This window comes from Campylobacter sp. US42a, assembly GCF_004379055.1.
In the GTDB taxonomy this organism is placed as follows: Bacteria; Campylobacterota; Campylobacteria; order Campylobacterales; family Campylobacteraceae; genus Campylobacter_D; species Campylobacter_D jejuni.
The window spans coordinates 88618-104555 of the sequence record NZ_RYYK01000001.1 but is presented as its reverse complement, the minus strand read 5'-3'; the positions used below and the strand labels follow the sequence as shown (position 1 = coordinate 104555).

The window sequence follows — 15938 nt, the reverse complement described above, 5'->3', positions numbered from 1 at the left end:
AAAGTGCTATACAATGGAAAAACAATTTTATGAAATTTTAGAAAATATACTTGAAACCAAAGTAGATGAAAATACAAATTTAAGCATGGAAAATTGCAAGAACTGGACTTCTTTAGCTCATATTGATATCATCATGAGTTTAGAAGAGGAATTTGAAATCAAATTTAGCAAAGAAGATTTAAGTCTCTTAAAATCCCAAAACGCTTTGCTAGAAAAAATTCAAACCCTAAAGGCTGAAAAATGAAAGAAAATATTGAAAAATTATTTCAAGCCATTGCTCAAAAAAATCCTATCCATTCTAAATATCTTAAAAAAATTGATTTTTCACAAGAAGACGTAGAAGAATTTGATAAATTAATTTCTTATTATATTCAAGATGGTATCAGTATAGAAGAACAATGCGATTGTTATTTATTGATCCTTAATGATACTCTAGAAGAAACAAAATTTTTCATAGAAAATGGGACTTATCGTTATTCTAGCTTTGATGAAGTTAAGGATAAGGTTTATTTTAATCAAAGTTATATGAAACAATACATGATAGGTCTAGCTCTTTCTTCTTTTGTTTGGATAGCTCATATTAAAGTAAGAAAGTATTTTTCACAATATTTAAAAAATTTCACTCCAAAAACAACTTATTTTGAAATAGGCCCTGGCCATGGAGAATATTTTGCAAGAGCAGTTAAAAGTGGTAAATTTTCCGCCTTTTATGGACTTGATATCTCTCCAACGAGTTGTGAACTTACTCAAAAAATGGTAAAACAACAAGTAGGAGGATTGATTACAAAATGTGATTTTTTATGTCAAGATTTTTTTACTTATGATTTTGATAAAAAAGCTGATTTGATAGTGATTGGAGAAGTGCTAGAACACGTAGAAAAACCTCTTGAATTTCTTAAAAGATCTAAAGAGCTTCTTAGCGATGGAGGAGAAATTTTTGCAACTATTCCTATCAATGCTCCTGCTATTGATCATATTTATTTATTTTCCCATCCTGATGAAGTTAAAGATTTGATAGAAAAATCGGGCTTAAAGCTTAAGACTTATGAATGTTTTATGGCAAATGATTATAGTTTAGAAAAAGCATTGAAATTTAAAAATGCTATCACTATGGCAGTAGTTTTAAATGCTTGATAAAACACTCAATTTACCCCTTCATCATATAGGTGTGGCTTGTAAAAATTTAGAAAAAGAAAGGGAATGTTTTTTTAAACTAGGTTTTTACAAAGAAGCAGAATTTATAGATGAAAAACAAGGAGTAAGAGGCGAATTTATCATTCCTTGCAATGAAGCATTTCCACAGTATAGATTTGAACTTTTGCAAAATTTAAACGATAAAGGCCCACTAGATAGCTATTTGAAAAATAATACCAAAATGTATCATTTAGCCTATGAAAGTAAAAATATCGCCCAAGATTTAATTCTTTTAGAACAACAAGGAGGCATTTGTATTGTTCCTATTATGCAAGCAAGCTATTTTGCTAAACTTTGTTTTATCATGATGCCAAATAGGCTTTTAATCGAACTTGTGGAGCTAAAATGAATCTTTTTTCACCCCATTTAAAACGCAATGAGCTTATAAAATTTGCCAAAGAATTAGACTTTAGTAAAAGTCAAGATCTTCTTATCAATATCCATAGAAATCATGCTTTTGAAGGAGTGCAAAGTATCATTGCTCCTTTTTTGCATTTTGCTAATTTAAAGGCTGAGTTTAATTTCAGCTCTTATGATGATAGCTTGAGTTTTGATAATTTTAAAGAAGCTAGTTTAGAACTTTTATGGGTGGATTTAACCCGCTATAAAAATAATGTGCAAAATTTTCTAGAAGAAAGACTTCTAAAATTAAGAAAAATTTCACAAAGCCCTATTTTAGTCCTTAGTTTAGGAGAATTTAAAACAGATAAAAAAATTTTAAATTGCGAAATTTTTAACATAGAAAAACTCATAAAAGAGTATTTTGATAAAGAAGATATTTTAGACTTAGCCAAAGAAGAACTTACAGGCTCTAAGTTTAATAATAAAGCTTTGATTTTCTTAGCACAAATTTTAGGACTCAGTCTCATCCCTGCACTCGTAAAACCTGCTCTTAAAGCTCTTGTACTTGATCTTGATAATACCTTGTATCAAGGAATTTTAGGTGAAGAGGGGATAGATAATCTTAATTTAAGTCCTTTGCACAAAACCTTACAAGAAAAAATTAAAACTTTTAAAAAACAAGGCTTTTTACTTGCCCTAGCTTCAAAAAATGAAGAAAAAGACGCAAAAAAACTTTTTGAAACAAGGAAAGATTTCATCTTACAATGGGATGATTTTGATGTTAGAATGATCAATTGGGAGCCAAAAGGTGAAAATATCTTAAAAATTGCTAAAAAATTTAATATAAATACTAACACTATGCTTTTTATAGATGATAATATCGCCGAGCTTGAAAATACCAAATTTACAGGTGTTAAAACACTTTTATGCGATGAAAATATACTTTATAAAATCAAGCTTTTTCCCAATCTTTTAAAACTTTCAAACACCAAAGAAGATCAAATTCGTGCCAAAGATATAGCAGCCAATGCTTTAAGAGAAGAGCTTAAAAGCTTAAGTGATGAAGAATATTTTCAAAATCTTGAAATCAGCTTAAATTTTAGCAAAAATGATCTGCAAAATATCCCTCGCATTAGCGAACTTTTAGGCAAAACCAATCAATTTATCGCTAATTACACACGCTTAAATCAAGAAAAAGTCGCACAACACATGCAAAAAGAACTCATTGTAAGTGTGAGCATGAGCGATAAATTAAGCGATAGTGGGATTATCGCTATTTTTGTTTTTTCTTGCAAAGAAGGAAATTTATTTATCGATGATCTTTGCATTTCTTGTAGGGCTTTAGGTAGAAAACTTGAAACTAGAATGTTTTTTAAAGCCTTTGAACTAGCTTTAAATTTCTTTGATCTTAAAAACAATAATGCAAGGCTTTATTATCAAAAAGGCGAAAGAAATATGCCATTTTTGAGCTTTTTAGAACAAATTTCTAAAGAAATTGAAAAAAACTCAGCCCTTGTTTCATTTCAAAATTTAAATTTTAAAGGACTTATAATCCATGAAAACTAGATTTGATAAAGCCAAAATTTCAGGCATTTGCGTAAGCGTACCTGAACATAAAATTTGCATTGATGATGAGTTAGAAAGCGTTTTTTCAAACGATATTAAAACCCTTAAAAGAATGAAAAAAGTCATAGGTTTAAACACGCGTTATATTTGCGATGAAAACACTTGCGTAAGTGATCTTGGAAAACACGCAGCCAATACACTTTTGCAAGGTTTAAATATAGATAAAAATAGCCTTGATGCACTCATCGTAGTAACTCAAAGTCCTGATTTTTTCATGCCTTCTACGGCTTGTTATTTACATCGGCTTTTAAATTTAAGCTCTAAAACCATAGCTTTTGATTTAGGACAAGCTTGCGCAGGATATTTATACGGCTTATTTGTCGCTCATTCTTTAATACAAAGTGGCTTAGGTAAAATTTTACTCATTTGTGGGGATACTTTAAGCAAATTCATCCATCCTAAAAATATGAATTTAGCCCCTATTTTTGGAGATGGAGTAAGTGCAACTTTGATTGAAAAAACGGATTTTAATGAAGCTTTTTTTGAGCTTGGAAGCGATGGAAGACATTTTGATAAACTCATCATTCCAAAAGGTGCGATGAGAATACCTAAAGCAGATATTTTTAACAATGATTCGCTCATGCAAACTGAGGAGTTTAGACAATTAGAAAATCTTTACATGGACGGAGCAAATATTTTTAATATGGCTTTAGAATGCGAACCTAAAAGCTTTAAAGAAATTTTAGAATTTTCCAAGGTAGAAGAAAAAGACATTGCTTTTCATCTTTTTCATCAATCTAATGCGTATTTGGTTGATTGTATTAAAGAAGAATTAAAACTTAATGATGATAAAGTTCCTAATTTCATCATGGAAAAATACGCTAATTTAAGTGCTTGTTCGCTACCTGCCCTACTTTGCGAACTAGATACTCCAAAAGAATTTAAAGCGAGTTTAAGTGCTTTTGGTGCAGGGCTTAGCTGGGGAAGTGCGGTGCTAAATTTCAAGGATTTATACACAAAAGATATTTTAATTTACACAAAGGAGAAATAATGACAAAAACTGAATTTTTAGAAGAGCTTAAAGAAGCTATGCATAGAGATGAAGACTTAAATGAAGATATGCTACTTGATGATATAGATGAGTGGGATAGTTTGGCTTTTGTATCTGTGATGGTGCTTTATAAAAATCTTTTTGCTTTAAAAATCACAGCCGAGGACTTGAAAAATTGTCAAAAAGTAAGTGATTTAATCAATTTAGCAAAGCTTGATTAAAACCTTTAAGGTTTTAATCTTTTATCACTAATTCAAATTTGTCACCCACATCTTTAAATATAAACACTTTATTTCCACAAGGATAAGAGATGGAATTTTCTTGCATAAAAGATTTTCTTTTTTGCAATTTTTCAAGCATTAAAGGAAGTTCTTTTCTAAATAAGGCTTTATCACTTATTCTCATGCCGTGATTTAAGTCCTTTATAAATCTTCCATCAATCTCGCTTTCATCTTTTATCAAATGCAAAGTCGCATCATAGCCTAGTGCTTTATAAAATTCAAATAACATTTGCTTATCTTTTGCTGTATCAAACTCATCTTTAATACTATGATAACCTATAAAAATAATATTATTATTTTTTTTAGCTTGAATTTGCAAATGAGAAGAATTTAACAAAGCACGAACCATATAATTTTCATTTCCAAAAAAATAAGGACTAGCATCATCTTCTCTTGTCCAGTAAGTTATTGTTGAACAAATAAATGATATATGCTCTGTATGGATAATATAATTTCCTATATTATAATCATCACCCAATAAAGTTCTAAGATTAGGCAAAGCAGAACCTGAATTATCTATAATGGCATTAACATACCAAGGAGCTATTTTTGCTATGAGTAAAGATATATATCCTCCATATGACCCCCCCCATAAATTTTTGGTAAATCTGCAAATTTTGGAAAGCGTTTAACTAAATCTTTTAAGGCATTGATATGATCAATAGCAGGCATAATGCCATAGTTTTGATAGTCTCCATTGGGTGGGACAATAGTGGAAGTAAAATTTAGTTTAAAGTTATGATCAAGTTTATTTTGCATTTTTAAATTTTCTACATGTTTCACTAAAGAATTCGCTAAAAAAAGTGCATTATCATTATTTATTTCACCATAAGAAAAATGAAACTGATTTAATAAATTTTTAATATTTTCAATATCTCCCTCTTGAAAATATTTGTATGCACTATATTTCTCAACATTTGATCTTCTATGGCAAAAGCAATGATAAAAAACATTTACTGTCGCTACATCAAAATTTTTAGCGATATATTCTCTATCAAAGTCTAAAAAAGAAATATTTGCATTGGCTCCAAAGCCACCTATTATAAAAACTATAGCTTTGATATCTTTTTCATCATCATAACTTATGCGGTATTCAAGTTTGCTAGTTCTTTTTATATTTAATTCTACATCATCACAAGAATCGATTTCAAAGCTTTGGTTTATGAGCATATAAAGGCCTTTTTTATTAATTTATCGATATTATATTACAAAAAATTAAAAAGGTAAATCATGACAACTCATATCTATGATTTTTTAGAAAAAAGTTTAATCAAATTTAGCGAAAAAACTGCTTTTGTAGAACCCTTTGCCAAAGAAAGAAAGGAAATCACTTATAAAGACTTTGATCTTTTTTCTAAGAAACTAGCCAGTGAAATTTTAAAAACTTTAAAAAATAATAAACCTACTCAAGCTCCTGTTTTAATCATCTTGCCTAAAGGGATTGATTGTTTGATTTCATTTTTTGGAGTGGCATTAAGTGGAAATTTTTATACCCTTTTAGATGAGAAAAGTCCTAAAGAAAGAGTAGAAAAAGTCATAGAGGTTTTAAAACCTAAACTTTTTATCACTTCAAAGGATTTAAATTTTAACTTAGATTTGCCTACGCTTTATACACAAGACTTTGAAAGTTTTAATATAGATGAGAATTTAATAAAAAATGCAAAAGAAAAACACATAGATACTAATTTACTCTATGTTTTCTTTACTAGCGGGAGCACAGGCATTCCTAAAGGAGTAAGCATAGCTCATAAGAGTGTGATTGATTATACTTTTTGGGTGTGTGAGACTTTTAAATTTGATGAGAATGAAATTTTAGCCAATCAAGCACCATTTTATTTTGACAATAGCATTTTAGATATTTTTTCAAGTGTAAAATCAGGAGCGACTTTACATCTTTTACCTAATCATCTTTTTGCCTTTCCAAATAAAATTTTAGAATGCCTTGAAAAAGAAAAAGTAAGCACTATATTTTGGGTACCTTCGGTGCTGATTTATTTTGCAAATACTGAAGCTTTGAATAATTTTAGTTTAAACGCCTTAAAAAAGATACTTTTTTGTGGTGAAATCATGCCTAATAAACAGCTAAATATTTGGCGTAAACACTTACCCAATGCTTTATTTGCCAACCTTTATGGCCCAACAGAAATCACTGATGTGTGTTCTTTTTATATCATAAATCGCACTTTTAAAGATGAAGAACTTTTACCTATAGGCAAAGCGTGTAAAAATACAGAACTTTTAGTTTTTGATGAAAATATGAATTTCATAAGCCCTAAACAAATAGGTGTTAAAGGAGAGCTTTTCGTGCGTGGAACTTCTTTGTCTTTAGGGTATTATAATGACAAAGAAAAAACCAAACAAGCTTTTATTCAAAATCCTTTGCATGATAATTATTTAGATTTACTCTATAAAACAGGAGATATCGTTTCTTATAATGAATTTGGCGAACTTTTATGCTATGGAAGAGCGGATAATCAGATCAAATACATGGGGCATAGGATAGAACTTGGAGAAATAGAAAGCGTGATAAATTCTCATGCAAGTGTAAAAAACAGTGCTTGTATTTTTAAAGAAGATATTATTTGTTTTTATGAAAGCAAAGAAGAGCTTGATTTTAAATCTTTTTTAAAAGACAAATTACCTTCTTATATGATCCCAAAAAATTTTATTAAAATTGACAAATTTAAACTCAATCAAAATGGTAAAATTGATAGGAAAGTTTTAAAAGAACTTGTTTAAATAAATATTTTATAATTTCAAAAAACCAAAGGAGAAAAAATGCAAGAAATCAAACAATTTTTTATCAATATAGAAAGAACAGATATCAATGAGAGTATGGAAAATCTAGTAAGTGAAGATTTTATCGATAGTATCGATATCATGGCTTTGGTTGCTGAAATAGAAAAATTTTATAAAAAACCCTTAAAAGCAGAATTTATCACACCTGAAAATTTTGAAAGCTTTGAAAATATCAAAAAAATGCTTGAAATTGCAATGAAAGACTAATCTTTCCTTGCAAGTTCGAGTTGTTCTTTTAAAGAACTGATGATTTCATTTTTAGAAATAATAATTTGCGCTATAAAATCCGCCACATCATCCCAGTCTTTGCTTAGTGTATGAGTTAAAGTATAATTTTGTTCGTATTCTTCCCAATTCACAGGAGTAAAAAGAGAATTTTTATGGGGGAAATATTTGTTTTTTACCCATTCAAGCGAAGAAGCAAAATAATCCACATAAGCTTTAGCAATATCTTTTTGCACTGCAAATTTTAATCTTTTTTCTTTACTGCCTTCAAATTGTCTTCTTGCCATAAAAAGCAAAGAATTAAGATTATCCTGCTTTAAATCTTTTTGGTTTAATCTTGACATAAGCTCCATTCCTAAAAGATTAAAACTTTCATTTTTAGTTTGTTTTAAAACAAAACTCTCATCCCATTCAAGTCCTAAATGATAAACAAAATCTTTAAGCAAAGTCCCTCCTATATAATCCTCTCTTAGAAGTCTTACTATCAAATTTTCTTCTCCAAATACCTCAGCATGAGTTTTGCAAATCCACTCATAGTCAAAAACATATTTTCTAGGATGATCTTGCGGAGCAAAATCAGCAGAATAATATCCCATATTGTTTTTATGATCTTGAGAACAATGAGAATTTAAATAACCCAAAGTATCTCTAAAATACACAATAATATAAATTTGAGTAAAGCCTAACTCTCTCATAATTTTTTCTAAAATTTCTACATGTTTTTTAGTAGAAAAATCCCAAACTATACCCTCACATGAAAAAATAAATTTTTTGTCTTTATGTAAAACACTTTCGCTTTTAAAATTTTCTATAGTTCTAAGAAGTCTTTCGTTTGCAATATGACTTAAGACACTCTCCTCTTTTAAAATATTTTCCTTTTGAACCAACTCTAAAACCATATCCACTAAAGCCCAATGTCTATTTGCCACTCTAAGACTTTTTGGGTAAATATAAGCTTGATTTAACACTTTATTTTCATTTGCAATAAGAAAATTTTGCAAGCTTGTCGTTCCAGTTTTTGGTGTTCCTATATGTAAGTATGCTGTCATTATATTTTCCTATATATCTAAAGATGATATTATACAAAAGCAATTTGAATATTTATGTTACAAATATTTTTAATAAAAAATAATATATAATTCAAAAAACAAAACAAAGGAAATCTAATAAAATTGATAAGTGATAAATTTTCAATAACTCAAATAATAAAAAATTGCATTTTTAAAAAAACAAGAGAAATTCATTCTAGACTTTACGGTGGCATAGAGTATGTTTCTTATACTTTTAAGATTTTTAATCTTAAATTTTATACAACAAAAAAAACTTTAGAATTAACTAATCCTGAGTTTTTATCTAAAAATTTGGAAAATTTATTTAATCAATCTAGTCAAAAACAATGGAATCAATGTTTTTATATGCAAGATATCATAGGTAAATACCTAATAGAAAACAATACTCATGAAAAAATTCTAAATCTTTGCAAAAATTTAGACAATGAAAGCAAAGCTTTAGTTTTTAGAATTTTAACAAGACTAAAAAACTTCCAAGTAAATCCAAATTACCAAATCAAATACACAAAAAAAGAAAAACAAAATTTGAAAAAACTTCAAAACGAATTTTTTCCAAATATTTTGCCAATCTCTAAAGGAATTTTTGGATGGAATGGATATTTTTTACCTATTAAACAATTTGAAATTTCTGTTTTTTGGCATAAACACGCTATGCATACCTTTAGTAAGCAAACTTTAGAGAAAATAAAAAATAAAAATATTATTGATGTGGGTGGCTTTATAGGTGATAGTGCTATTATTTTTGAAAAAGAATTTACCAATCAGAAAGTTTATAGTTTTGAAGCGGTTAGTAAAAATTATGATTTGATGTTAAAAACCTTAGAGCTTAACCATAGCAAGAGGATTATTCCGGTAAAAAATGCCTTAGGTTCTAAAGAAGAAAAATTACAAATCAGTATTTCAGGCTATAGTTCAAGTTTAAAACACAGTGAAGCAAATTCCAATCACGAAGAAGTAGAAGTTATAACTCTAGATTCTTATATAGAAAAAAATCCGATAGATATAGGTTTTATAAAAATTGATATAGAGGGATTTGAACAAGAATTTTTAAAAGGTGCTATTAATACAATAAAAGCCCAAAAGCCCGCAATGCTTATAAGTATCTATCACAATCCTAATGATTTTTTTGATATCAAACCTTTAATAGAATCTTGGAATTTAGGATATAAATTTAAAATTTACAGACCTATGGATTTTTATGTTAGTTTAGAAACTGCTTTATATTGTGAAGTTGAATAAAAATATCTAATAAAGGAATCGATTATGAAAAATCTCTGCATAATCCCTGCTCGTGGTGGATCAAAAAGAATTCCTAGAAAAAATATCATTGATTTTCTAGGCAAACCTTTAATCGCTTATAGCATAGAAAATGCTTTAAATTCAGGTATTTTTGATGAAGTAGTGCTTTCAAGCGATGATGAAGAAATCATAGAAGTAGCCCTAAAATACGGTGCAAAAGCTCCATTTGTGCGTGATAGAAATTTAAGCGATGATTATGCTTCAAGCACCGCTGTGGTGCAAAATGCCATAGAAATTTTACAAAATAAAAATCAAATTTTTGATAATGTCTGCTGCCTTTATGCTACTGCTCCTTTGTTAAATAAAGACATTTTAAAACAAGCCTATGAAAAATTTATTCAAAATCAAAGCAAGTTTTTATTTGCTGCTACTGAGTTTGAGTATCCTATACAAAGGGCTTTTTATCTAAATGAAAACAATCAAGTTTATATGTTTGATGAAAAACATTATAAAAGTCGTTCACAAGACTTAACAAAAGCTTATCATGATGCAGGAGCTTTTTATTTTGGCACAAGTAAAGCTTGGCTTGAAGAAGATTTTATGTTTAAACCTCATTCTAGTGTATTTATATTGCCAAGAAATTTAGTTTGCGATATAGACACCATGCAAGATTTAGAATTTGCAAAAATACTTTACAAGGCAAATCATCAATGTTTATAAGCAAAATAAAAGGCTTTAAATATCCGGACATAGATCTTGTAAGATGGTTTTTTAAAAATAATCTTGATAAATTGCAAAATGCAAAAGTTTTAGAATTTGCTTCTCACAATGGAAATAATCTTTCTTTATTTGCCAATTATAATTATCATTGCATTGGGGTAGAACTTGATCAAAAAAATTATGAAAATGCTATTTATAATTTTAGAAAAATTATGAAATATAATAAATTTGAATTTTATAATGAAAATATGCTTGATTTTGCAACAAATTTTAAAAATCTTAATGCTAATGTTTTTTTAATTCCTAATGTTATAAATTATATCAGTAAAGATGATTTTAAAAACATGCTTTTAAATGCAAAAATAAATCATTTATATAACTATGGGGGGGGGTATGAAAGTTTTTTATTTTTAAAAGCAAGAAGTATCAAAGATCACCGATATGGACTTGGAAAAAGCATTGGCAATGGAAGCTTTATACTTAACAATGATGAATTTAGCGGTGAAAAAAATTGTCTTTGCACGGCTTATCAAGAATATGAACTTGTAGAAATTTTACAAAAATATTTAAATTTATATGATTTTGAAGTAATTACAAGTGAAAATATTAATATTAAAGATAAAGTTTATATCAAAGATAGCGATATAGTTATATATGGAAAAATCAAATAAAAAATAAAAAAGAGGGGGATAGAATGTATATTAAAGAACTCAAAGGTTTAAAATTTCCAGACAATGCAATTATTAAATTTTTTTTTAAAAATCAACTGCATACTTTACAAAAGCAAAAAGTTTTAGAATTTGCCTGCTCTAATGGCAATAATTTATCTTTATTCGCCAATTATGATTATGAATGTCTAGGTGTTGATTTAGATGATGAAAACATTGCTAATGCAAACTATAATTTCACTAATATTATTAAAGCAAAAAAATTTAATTTCTTTAAAAACAATATCTTAGACTTTCCGCTTCTATATCCTAACTTAAAAGCTGATGTTTTTTTAATTCCTAATGTTGTTAATTATCTTACTAGAGAAGAATTTTTAAAACTTCTGAATCTTTGCCAAAAAAATAAAATTTATAAAAAAGATGCATTCTTTTTTATAAGAACTAGAAGCATTAAAGATTATCGCTATGGATTGGGTGAAAAAATAGCTCATAATAGTTTTAAAATTACAAATGATAATATCACTGGAGAATTAGGTTGTATTAATACTCTTTATCAAGAACATGAGCTTGTAGAATATTTAAAACAATATTTAAATTTATATAATTTTAAAGTTTTAAACTATGAAAGTACTAATGTTATGGGTGAAGATGAACGCTTAGTTAACGATAATGACATAGTTATATATGGAAAAATCAAATGACTATAGCAATAATGCAACCGACTTTTTTACCTTGGATGGGATATATTTACATGATACAAAAGGTTGATAAATTTGTTTTTTTGGATAATGTTCAGTTTGAACAAAGATCTTGGCAAAGCCGTAATAAAATAAAACTCCAAAATAAAACCTATCTTTTCTCTTTATCTTGTCAAAAAGCTCCACAAAAAACTCTACTTAATGATATAAAATTAAGCAAAGACAGAAGATGGAGAGATAAACTACTAAAAACTTTACATCATACCTATTCCAAAACTATTAACTATAAAAAATATTTTTATTTGCTTGAAAGCTGTCTAACGAACAATAACAAGTTAGCCGATTTAAATATAGAAATAATTACCGAGATTTGCAAAGACTTGAAAATAACAACACCTTTAATTCGCGCTTCAAGTCTTAATTTACCTTGCGTAAAGCGAGAAAATTTGCTATTTGAGATTTGCAAAATACTAAAAGCTCAATCTTATCTTTCTCCTAAGGGTTCAAAATGCTACCTTGAAAAAGATTATGCTAAAAATTTATTTAAACAAGGGAATATAAATATCGAATATTTTGATTTCATTTGTCCAAGTTATCAACAACAAGGTGATAATTTCATAGCTTATCTTAGTATTATAGATTTTTTATTTAACACAAAAGATCCCTATTTAACATTTCAAGAAATCACAAAAGAAAATAAAGGCAAATCATGAAAGTTCTTTTTAGAAGTGACAGCTCTAGTCAAATAGGCTTTGGACACATTAAACGCGATCTGGTCTTAGCTAAACAATACGATGATGTAAGCTTTGCTTGTTTGTCTTTAGAAGGCTCTTTGATTGATGAAATTCCTTATCCTGTTTATGAGCTTAGCAGTGAAAGTATCTACGAGCTTATCAATCTCATCAAAGAAGAAAAATTTGAACTTCTTATCGTTGATCACTATGATATCAGCGTAGATGATGAAAAACTAATCAAGCTTGAAACAGGGATAAAAATCTTAAGCTTTGATGATGAAATAAAACCTCATCATTGCGATATTTTACTCAATGTCAATGCCTATGCAAAAGCAAGTGATTATGAAGGTTTAGTGCCTTTTAAATGCGAACTAAGATGTGGTTTTTCTTATGCCTTAATTAGAGAAGAATTTTATCAAGAAGCCAAAGAAAATGGAGAAAAAAAATATGATTTTTTCATTTGCATGGGCGGAACAGATATCAAAAATCTTTCCATAAATATCGCTTCTGATTTACCTAGAAATAAAAAAATTGCTATCGCTACAAGCTCGTCAAATCCCAACCTTAAAAAGCTTAAAAAATTTATAAAAGATCATGAAAATATAAAGCTTTTTATAGATGATAATATAGCAAAACTTATGAACGAAAGCGATAAACTCATCATCAGTGCAAGCTCTTTGGTCAACGAAGCCTTACTTTTAAAAGCAAATTTTAAAGCCATTTGTATCGCTAAAAACCAAGAAAAAATAGCCCACTGGTTACTACAAAAAGGCTATGAAGTGGAGTATAAACTTTGAATAATCAAAATATAATCATTGCAACCTTAAAAAAATGGAATATAAAAAATTTTAATAAAATTCGCGAAATTTTGCCTACATACAACTTCATTTTAATTAAAACAAAAGAAGATTTAAATTTGAACTATATACAAAAAATCAATCCAAAATATATATTTTTTCCACATTGGTCTTTCATCATTCCTAGTGAAATTTATCAAAATTATGAATGTATAGTTTTTCATATGAGCGATTTACCTTTTGGTAGAGGTGGCTCTCCTTTGCAAAATTTAATTTTACAAAATATAAAAAAAACAAAAATTTCTGCTTTAAAAGTGAATAAAGATTTAGATGCAGGCGATATTTATCTTAAATGTAAATTAGATATTTCCAAAGATAGTGCTCAAAAAATTTATAAAAAAGCTTCAAAAATTATTTTTTTCAAAATGATTCCTTATTTTTTAAAAAATAATCCAAAACCTAGTCCTCAAAATGGAAAGCCAACCTTTTTTAAAAGAAGAACGCCTGATCAAAGCTGTTTAAATTCTTTAGAAAATCCAAATTTAGAGAAAATATTTGATTTTATAAGAATGCTTGATGCACCAAGTTATCCTAAAGCTTTTTTAGAGCTTGAAAATTTAAAGATTGAATTTAAAAAAATTAAAAATAAAAAAAATCACCTTAAAGGAGAATTTAAAATTTATGAAAAAAATTCTAATCATAGCTGCACACCCTGATGATGAAGTCTTAGGCTGTTTTGGAACAGTTTCAAAATTTATTAAAGAAGGCCATGAAGCTTATACTTTAATACTTGGAGAAGGTAAAACAAGTCGTATTGCAAATAAAAACGAAATCGAACATAAAGAATTTGAAATTTTAGAAAATGAAGCTTTAAAAGCCAATCAAAGCATAGGCATTAAAGAACTTTTTAGAGAAAAATTTCCCGATAATCGTTTTGATAGTGTGCCTTTACTTGATATCATTAAAAGTATAGAAAAAATCAAAAATATACTTAAACCTGATATTATCTTTACTCATTATGCTAAAGATTTAAATATCGATCATCAAATTACCTTCAAGGCTGTTTTAACCGCAACTCGTCCTTTAGCCAATGAAAGTGTAAGAGAAATTTATAGTTTTGAAGTACTTTCATCTACAGAATGGAATTATCCTACAAGTTTTAGCCCTAATGTATTTTTTGATATTAGTGATACTTTAGAAGATAAAATCAAAGCCATGTCTTATTATCAATCAGAACTTTGCGAATTTCCACATCCAAGAAGCTTGGAAGGCATCAAGCTCCAAACACAATATCAGGGTTTAAGAGTAGGATTAAAAAATGCTGAAGCTTTTAAGCTAATTAGAGCTATAAAATGATTATTTATAAAGATTTCATCACGCTAAATTTAGATGAACTAAAACTTGTTTGGCAGTGGCGTAATGATGAAAGCATTGGTCAATTTATGCTAAATAAATCAATCAAATTTGAAGAACATCTAAATTTTATAGAACAGTTAAAAACAAGTAAAGATAAAAAATATTTTTTGCTCTATAAAGCTAAAGAGGCACTTGGGATTATTTATTTTAGAAAAATTACAAAAATAAATTGCGAATTTAGACTTTATACAAAACCCAACTTAAAAGGTGTAGGACAAATTTTAATAAATGAAATCATAAAATACGCTTTTGAAATTTTAACAATAAAAAGCCTAAAAGCTTGTGTTTTTAAGCAAAATCAAAGGGCTTTAAACCTATATTTAAAAAAATAATTTTTACATTTACTACGAGGATGAAAGTATGTTTTATTTAGAACTTAGGGTGGGGGTAGAACTTAACTTTTATACTAAATTTCCTATTTCTAAAAGGCTTATAGCGTGAAAATAGCTATACTTACTTCACCTAATCAATGGTTCATCCCTTATGCTGAAAAATTAAATCAACTTATAAAAAACTCTAAACTCTTTTTTAACCATATGGAAATTTTTAATTTTGATATAGTGTTCATACTTTCTTATCATAAAATTATAGATAAAAAATTTCTCAAACAAAATAGGTATAACATTATTATTCATGAATCCAATCTACCTCAAGGAAAAGGCTGGGCTCCACTTTTCCATCAAATCATAGAAGGTAAAAATGAAATTACTTTTTCACTTTTTGAGGCTGATGAAAAAATTGACAATGGGGATATTTATCTGCAAAAAACATTAAAATTAAATGGCTTAGAATTATATGAAGAATTAAGAAAAAAACAAGCACAACTAACTATAGATATGTGCCTAGATTTTTTAAAACTTTATCCCAATATACAAGCTAAAAGACAAAAAGGGCAAGAAAGTTTTTATCCTAAAAGAAGCCCAAAAGATAGTGAACTTGATATTAACAAAAGCCTAAAAGAACAATTCAACCTTTTACGCATAGTTAATAATGAAGAATTTCCAGCATTTTTTTATAAAGATGGTAAAAAATTTATAATTAAAATTTATCAAGAATCTGAAAAATAAACTCCATTTTATTTCTTGATGATATTTGTGATAAAATTAAGTTATTTTTAAATAATATAATTTTATTTTTA

The 15938-nt window shown here is 27.8% G+C and carries 18 protein-coding genes and 2 pseudogenes; 18 read left to right on the top strand and 2 right to left on the bottom strand.

Going from position 1 to position 15938, the window contains the following annotated elements:
* Positions 1-13: 13 nt before the first annotated feature.
* From ELQ10_RS00515 to ELQ10_RS00490, 6 genes are read left to right on the top strand one after another with little or no spacing between them, the layout of a single operon-like run.
* Positions 14-244, top strand: coding sequence for an acyl carrier protein (locus tag ELQ10_RS00515; RefSeq protein ID WP_002901794.1), 231 nt, complete (start codon positions 14-16; stop codon positions 242-244).
* Entirely contained in the window at positions 241-1134 is an 894-nt protein-coding gene (locus ELQ10_RS00510) for a class I SAM-dependent methyltransferase (RefSeq protein ID WP_134250036.1), read from the top strand. Before ELQ10_RS00515 ends, ELQ10_RS00510 begins: the two co-directional genes overlap by 4 nt.
* Entirely contained in the window at positions 1127-1543 is a 417-nt protein-coding gene (locus ELQ10_RS00505) for a VOC family protein (RefSeq protein ID WP_052801152.1), read from the top strand. Before ELQ10_RS00510 ends, ELQ10_RS00505 begins: the two co-directional genes overlap by 8 nt.
* A complete protein-coding gene (locus ELQ10_RS00500; protein ID WP_134250035.1) occupies positions 1540-3102 on the top strand; it encodes an HAD family hydrolase in 1563 nt (520 codons plus the stop codon). The genes ELQ10_RS00505 and ELQ10_RS00500 overlap by 4 nt, the downstream gene beginning before the upstream one ends.
* Entirely contained in the window at positions 3092-4153 is a 1062-nt protein-coding gene (locus ELQ10_RS00495; protein ID WP_070304712.1) for a beta-ketoacyl-ACP synthase III, read from the top strand. The genes ELQ10_RS00500 and ELQ10_RS00495 overlap by 11 nt, the downstream gene beginning before the upstream one ends.
* On the top strand, positions 4153-4374 hold the full coding sequence (locus ELQ10_RS00490; RefSeq protein ID WP_002777644.1) for an acyl carrier protein: 222 nt from the start codon (positions 4153-4155) through the stop codon (positions 4372-4374). The genes ELQ10_RS00495 and ELQ10_RS00490 overlap by 1 nt, the downstream gene beginning before the upstream one ends.
* Positions 4375-4387: 13 nt before the next feature.
* On the opposite strand, the pseudogene ELQ10_RS00485 reads toward ELQ10_RS00490, so the two are convergent.
* Positions 4388-5604 (bottom strand): annotated as a pseudogene (locus tag ELQ10_RS00485) (DUF2920 family protein).
* A 60-nt stretch (positions 5605-5664) separates the two neighbouring features.
* On the opposite strand from ELQ10_RS00485, the gene ELQ10_RS00480 reads away from it, so the two are divergent.
* Entirely contained in the window at positions 5665-7173 is a 1509-nt protein-coding gene (locus tag ELQ10_RS00480) for an amino acid adenylation domain-containing protein (RefSeq protein ID WP_134250034.1), read from the top strand.
* Between the two features lie 39 nt (positions 7174-7212).
* Complete coding sequence (locus ELQ10_RS00475) at positions 7213-7440, top strand: hypothetical protein (protein ID WP_002875378.1); 228 nt, start codon at positions 7213-7215, stop codon at positions 7438-7440.
* Here ELQ10_RS00475 and ELQ10_RS00470 read toward each other — a convergent pair.
* Positions 7437-8507, bottom strand: a complete 1071-nt coding sequence (locus tag ELQ10_RS00470; protein WP_134250033.1) for an acyl carrier protein — start codon at positions 8505-8507, stop codon at positions 7437-7439. The genes ELQ10_RS00475 and ELQ10_RS00470 overlap by 4 nt on opposite strands.
* 123 nt (positions 8508-8630) lie before the next feature.
* Here ELQ10_RS00470 and ELQ10_RS00465 point away from each other — a divergent pair, with 123 nt between their 5' ends.
* From ELQ10_RS00465 to ELQ10_RS00420, 10 genes and pseudogenes are all read left to right on the top strand, one after another.
* Positions 8631-9767 (top strand): FkbM family methyltransferase, encoded by a 1137-nt coding sequence (locus ELQ10_RS00465; protein ID WP_243833023.1) that lies wholly within the window; start codon positions 8631-8633, stop codon positions 9765-9767.
* A 24-nt stretch (positions 9768-9791) separates the two neighbouring features.
* Positions 9792-10487 (top strand): pseudaminic acid cytidylyltransferase, encoded by a 696-nt coding sequence (pseF, locus tag ELQ10_RS00460; RefSeq protein WP_134250032.1) that lies wholly within the window; start codon positions 9792-9794, stop codon positions 10485-10487.
* A complete protein-coding gene (locus ELQ10_RS00455; RefSeq protein WP_243833022.1) occupies positions 10478-11158 on the top strand; it encodes a class I SAM-dependent methyltransferase in 681 nt (226 codons plus the stop codon). The genes pseF and ELQ10_RS00455 overlap by 10 nt, the downstream gene beginning before the upstream one ends.
* Before the next feature lie 23 nt (positions 11159-11181).
* Complete coding sequence (locus ELQ10_RS00450; protein WP_070298821.1) at positions 11182-11856, top strand: class I SAM-dependent methyltransferase; 675 nt, start codon at positions 11182-11184, stop codon at positions 11854-11856.
* Entirely contained in the window at positions 11853-12566 is a 714-nt protein-coding gene (locus ELQ10_RS00445; RefSeq protein WP_208379415.1) for a WbqC family protein, read from the top strand. The genes ELQ10_RS00450 and ELQ10_RS00445 overlap by 4 nt, the downstream gene beginning before the upstream one ends.
* Positions 12563-13384 (top strand): UDP-2,4-diacetamido-2,4,6-trideoxy-beta-L-altropyranose hydrolase, encoded by an 822-nt coding sequence (gene pseG / locus ELQ10_RS00440; RefSeq protein ID WP_134250031.1) that lies wholly within the window; start codon positions 12563-12565, stop codon positions 13382-13384. The genes ELQ10_RS00445 and pseG overlap by 4 nt, the downstream gene beginning before the upstream one ends.
* A gap of 119 nt (positions 13385-13503) precedes the next feature.
* A complete protein-coding gene (locus tag ELQ10_RS00435) occupies positions 13504-14100 on the top strand; it encodes a formyltransferase family protein (protein WP_243833021.1) in 597 nt (198 codons plus the stop codon).
* Positions 14066-14740: a PIG-L deacetylase family protein gene (locus ELQ10_RS00430; RefSeq protein WP_134250029.1), complete on the top strand. Its 675-nt coding sequence runs from the start codon at positions 14066-14068 to the stop codon at positions 14738-14740. The genes ELQ10_RS00435 and ELQ10_RS00430 overlap by 35 nt, the downstream gene beginning before the upstream one ends.
* Positions 14737-15241 (top strand): annotated as a pseudogene (pseH, locus tag ELQ10_RS00425) (UDP-4-amino-4,6-dideoxy-N-acetyl-beta-L-altrosamine N-acetyltransferase). Before ELQ10_RS00430 ends, pseH begins: the two are co-directional and overlap by 4 nt.
* Positions 15238-15867, top strand: coding sequence for a formyltransferase family protein (locus ELQ10_RS00420; RefSeq protein WP_134250028.1), 630 nt, complete (start codon positions 15238-15240; stop codon positions 15865-15867). Before pseH ends, ELQ10_RS00420 begins: the two are co-directional and overlap by 4 nt.
* Positions 15868-15938 lie beyond the last annotated feature (71 nt).